Genomic DNA, 4,920 nt, shown 5'->3' with positions numbered 1-4,920 from the left:
TGTAAAACAATTAATGCAGTTGTTCCTCCATCAACAGACGTTACGTTTAATGCCAGTGCTGACATTAATCCAGACATTAATAATCGACCATCACCTGTGGTGGTTAAAATATTTGAACTATCTTCACGGACTATCTTTGACACGCAAGATTTTTTTACCCTTGATGAGTCTGCTGAAAGCGTTCTTGGTCCCGATCTTATCCGTAAAGATGAGTTGGAATTACAACCATCAGAAACCCGTGAATATGCGATGACATTAGGACAAAACACACGGTTTGTTGGGGTGATAGTCGCCTATAGAGATATCGATTCCTCTCGATGGCGATCGGTCGTCGCCGTCGATCCTACTGGCTATGATGATGTCACTATCAACATAGAGAAAATAGCAGTGTACAACTCTGAAAAGTAATCGTTGTGAATAAATAGGGAAATTATGAGCGATTTTAGCCCAATAGCATGGACAGAGGGCATGTTTCTTCGTCCACAACATATGCAGCAGCAAGAGCGTTTTTTGCAGCATCAGCAAGCGCGTATGGCCAAAAATAATAATCCACTGGCCTGGGGGATTGTAAGCTACGAAGTCAATTATGGCTTGCTTCCGTTAGGGCAGTTTGGTTTAGACCGTATTGATTGCGTATTTCCGGATAATACTCTGGTTTGCTTACCAGAGCAGAGCCCATTGCCGACATCTATTACAATCCCAGCAGGAACAATTGATCAATTGGTCTATCTCGTGCTGCCTGTTGCCAAAAGTAATGGTGTCAATATTTCATCTTCTGAGCAGAATCAAATTACCCGTTACATCTATGAGGATCATAACATTGTTGATACCAGTGTTGGCTCAGATGCAATGGAAGTGCTACAAGTGGCAAAATTGGACTGCCGTTTCAAGTTACAGAGTGAAGATCGTTCTGGATATGTGTCTATTGCCATCGCTCGTGTTATTGACGTATCAGAGGAAGGCGTAATTCGGTTAGATAAAAAGTTTATTCCTGCATGCACAGGCATCGAACACATTAAAACCTTGATGAATATGACCACTGAAGTTACGGGCATGATTAATCAGCGTGCCGAAGCTATTGCGGCTCGATTAAGTCAATCTCAAGGGACTTCAAGTTCGATTGCCGATTTTTTAATGTTGCAGCTTTTGAACAAATATCAGCCTATTTTTGAACATTACGCAATCGTTAATCATATCCATCCGGAATTGTTATACCGCACATTAATCAGTTTCTCAGGTGAACTGTCAACATTTAGCAGTCCTAATAAGCGTCCGCCTAAATTCCCGACTTATCAGCATGATAATTTGACCTATGTTTTTAGCAATACAATGGTCATTGTCAATCATGGCTTAAGCAGTGTATTAGAACAAAGTGCTACGGAACTCATTCTTGAGAAGACCAAATTTGGGGTATATTTCTCGACTATTGCAGACAAGAGCATGCTTGATAATGCTGAGTTCATTCTTGCTGTTAAAGCTAATGTGCCGCATGACGAGCTACGTCAGCGTTTGCCTTCGCAAATCAAAATAGGCTCGGTTGAAACAATCCGTGAACTGGTTAATAACCAATTAGCAGGCATTGGCATATCAAATTTACCCGTTGCGCCAAGACAAGTGCCATATCACGCTGGTTATCACTATTTCCAATTAGATAAAAATAATAGCCATTGGATAAAGCTCAAATCGAGTGGCGGTGTTGCTATGCATATTTCTGGTGCATATCCAGAGTTACAACTTGAACTTTGGGCTGTGAGTATTTAAACGCCAAAACATTAAGGATAATTTTGTGAACGATAAAACCATCGTTAAACCTCGCCCAGGGAAAGGGGCGGGTATGGCTGGCAATAAAACAAAAGTCGATGATGATAGTCAAAAAACTCTGATCCAAGAACAGCGTAATGATAATCGGGATAATCGCTCGCAACTTAGTCTATCGCAAAATCCGTTAGTTGATTTTGCGGGCACGCTATTATCGATCTGCACTCAATTACGAAACAGTACCCAGCATGATGACGTGAACACATTACGGGTACATTGCGTTGAGTTGATCAAGCATTATGAACAGCAGCTTCGTAATGCAAACTTAGCATCTGATGACATTCAATCTGCCCGATATTGCCTGTGTTGTTTTATCGACGAAGTTGTACTCAATACGCCTTGGGGAGAACAAAGCTATTGGGCATCTGACAGCTTACTGTCGACTTTTCATCATGAAACCTTAGGCGGTGAGTATTTCTATACTTTACTTGATGCATCGCTGCGTCATCCTGCAGAAAAATGTAATTTGCTTGAACTCATGTATTTATGTTTAACCCTAGGTTTTGTTGGCAAAATGAGAGTTGAACCTCAAGGCGATCAAAAACTTGAAGCATTACGGGAAAAAACCTACTTAGCAATTCAATCCTGTAAAGGCGACTTCCACCGTGAATTATCTCCGGGGTGGCGACAGAATATTGTGCCAAATTTAACCTTTCAACAGCCATTTCCTTTATGGGTGATTGGGGCATTATTTGGCGTGGTCATATTATTTATTTACATGGGCTTTAGTTATAGCATTAACCATTATTCATCAGTCGCTTACAAAGAATTAACCTCAATAGTTCCATGGGAAAAAACCGTCGAAGCGCAGCAACAAATAAGCCGTGATGAAGCCTTATTGCTGCAACAACTGTTACAAACCGAAATAGGCAAAAATCTCCTCGAAGTAGAGCAATTAAGTGACCGAGTGAGGATCCGCATTGGTGCTACTGAATTATTTGCGTCAGGTAGCACCCAACCTCGTTCAGATTTTGAAGCCATTCTCGCTAAAATTGCCCGCACACTTGAGAGTACTGATGGCAAAATATTGATCACGGGTCATACCGATGATGAACCAATTTTTACCTCTAAATATCCATCAAATTGGCATCTTTCGCTGGCTAGAGCCACATCAATTGCAAATGTTCTCGCTAACAACGCATCGTTAAGTGGTCGTCTATGGCCTGAGGGGCGAGGGGAGTCTGAGCCTCGTGTTGTTAACGATAGCGAACAAAATCGCGCGTTAAACCGTCGAATCGAAATCGACTTATTGTTTTAATGTGACATAAAGGAATAACATAAATGTCTTTGAAATCAATTGGCAAGGGAATTTTCGATACACTTAAATCTAAATGGACTATTACCATTATAGGTTTTCTGTGCTTAGCATTACTCATTTGGTTTGGTGGCCCATTGGTGGCAATCGCCGGCTATGAGCCATTAGCCACCGCAGCTTCGCGGATTATTCTATTACTTGTTATTGTTATCATCTTTGGGGCAATCCATTTTTCTCGGCAATTGAAGAGCAAAAAGCAAAGCGAGAAAATGGTTGATAGCTTAATTAATGGTGAAGACGATAATAGCGCGTCGGGAGATGATTCTGCGAAAGGTGAAATCACTGTTTTACAGAATAAAATGACCCAAGCGTTAGATATTCTCAAAAATACCAAGCTCACTAAAAATAAAAGTATTTACGAATTACCCTGGTATATCATGATTGGTCCACCAGGAAGCGGAAAAACGACTGCAATTCAGCATTCTGGTTTGGAATACCCATTAAAAGAAAAAATGGGTGTAGACATGATTGAAGGTGTCGGCGGCACAAGACACTGTGATTGGTGGTTTACTAATAAAGCCGTATTAATAGATACGGCCGGTCGTTATACCACTCAAGATAGTCATGTAAAACAAGACTCTCGTGCATGGCAAGGATTTCTGGGATTATTAAAAAAATACCGTCCAGTTCGCCCCATTAATGGTGTCATCATCAGCATGGGCATGTCTGACTTATTAAACCAAACTAAGACAGAAAGAAACTTACATGCTCGCGCAATCAAACAGCGATTACAAGAGCTGCAAAATCAGCTTGGTATGACTTTTCCTGTGTACGTATTGTTTTCTAAATCTGATTTAGTTGCAGGTTTTAATGAATTTTTTGACGATTTAACTAAAGAAGATTGTGAGCAAATTTGGGGTATTACCTTCCCACTCAATGCCGATACCGAAGACACTGATATCGTCAGTTCATTTAATAAGGAATTTCACGATTTATTACTTAATTTAAACGCACGACTCAATAGCCGTTTGAAAAATGAGCGAGACCTAGAGCGCCGTGCTGCAATTTATGAATTTCCTAAACAGCTGAGATTATTACAAAGTTCTGCCGATGATTTTTTGAAAGAAATTTTTGCTCCCAATGCCTATGAAGAAGCCCCATTATTACGCGGTGTTTATCTCACCAGTGCGACTCAAGAAGGCACTCCAATAGACCATCTTTCTAGTCATTTATCCAGTGGGATCAAAAGTAAAACAAAAACATTTGCAGCCAATAAACAACGAAGCTACTTTATAAAACGACTGTTAGAAGACGTTATTTTTCCTGAGAAAAACTTAGCATCAACCAATCGTAAACATACCAATCATAACCGACTGTTACGAAAAGTCTCAGTGGGCGTAGCCGCTGGCGTCACCTTGCTTGCAAGTTATTTTTGGTGGCAAAGTTATGATTGGAATCGCAAGTTGATTGATGATACTTATCAAGGTGTTAGTGCCTATGAAACCATTACAAATGGTGGGTTAAATGCCAAGTCAGATGTGATTACATTAACCAAAGGCTTAACCTTAATTCGTGATCTACCTGTGGGGTATGGAACCGATAAGGCCGAGGACGCACAAACCTTTGGTTTGTACCAAGGCGATAAGCTCAAGCAGCCTGCTACAGCCGCTTACCATCGCGCCCTAGAAACGCATTTGATGCCTTTCTTACAAACCGTGCTAAGTGATGAAATGGATGCCAATGGCGATCATCTTAATTATTTATATGAAACATTAAAAACATACTTAATGCTCTATTTCCCTGAGCATTTTGATAAGAGCGATGTTCAAGTGTGGTTTTCCGCTTAC

General features: G+C 40.6%; 4 protein-coding genes. All 4 read left to right on the top strand.

Annotated elements, in window-relative coordinates:
* Positions 1-408, top strand: a 408-nt coding sequence (tssJ, locus tag H5185_RS21235) for a type VI secretion system lipoprotein TssJ (RefSeq protein ID WP_182743112.1), incomplete at its 5' end; no start/stop codon positions are given.
* A gap of 24 nt (positions 409-432) precedes the next feature.
* The gene (tssK, locus tag H5185_RS21230) at positions 433-1,761 is read left to right on the top strand and encodes a type VI secretion system baseplate subunit TssK (protein WP_124015781.1); all 1,329 of its coding nucleotides are present in this window, start codon (positions 433-435) and stop codon (positions 1,759-1,761) included.
* Between the two features lie 25 nt (positions 1,762-1,786).
* Positions 1,787-3,076 carry a type VI secretion system protein TssL, long form gene (gene tssL / locus H5185_RS21225; RefSeq protein WP_124015782.1) on the top strand — a complete coding sequence of 430 codons (1,290 nt, stop codon included), beginning with the start codon at positions 1,787-1,789 and terminating at the stop codon, positions 3,074-3,076.
* Between the two features lie 23 nt (positions 3,077-3,099).
* The coding region (tssM, locus tag H5185_RS21220; RefSeq protein WP_182743110.1) for a type VI secretion system membrane subunit TssM at positions 3,100-4,920 on the top strand (1,821 nt) is incomplete at its 3' end.

Origin of the sequence: Shewanella sp. SG44-6, from assembly GCF_014164185.1 — a bacterium.
Classification (GTDB): domain Bacteria; phylum Pseudomonadota; class Gammaproteobacteria; order Enterobacterales; family Shewanellaceae; genus Shewanella; species Shewanella vesiculosa.
Note: the sequence above shows the minus strand (reverse complement) of the source record. Positions and strands in the feature narration are given on the sequence as shown.

What these genes read in the sequence shown, in the direction of transcription:
- tssK (WP_124015781.1), top strand. Translation starts at nt 433, where the DNA reads ATGAGCGATTTTAGCCCAATAGCATGGACAGAGGGCATGTTTCTTCGT.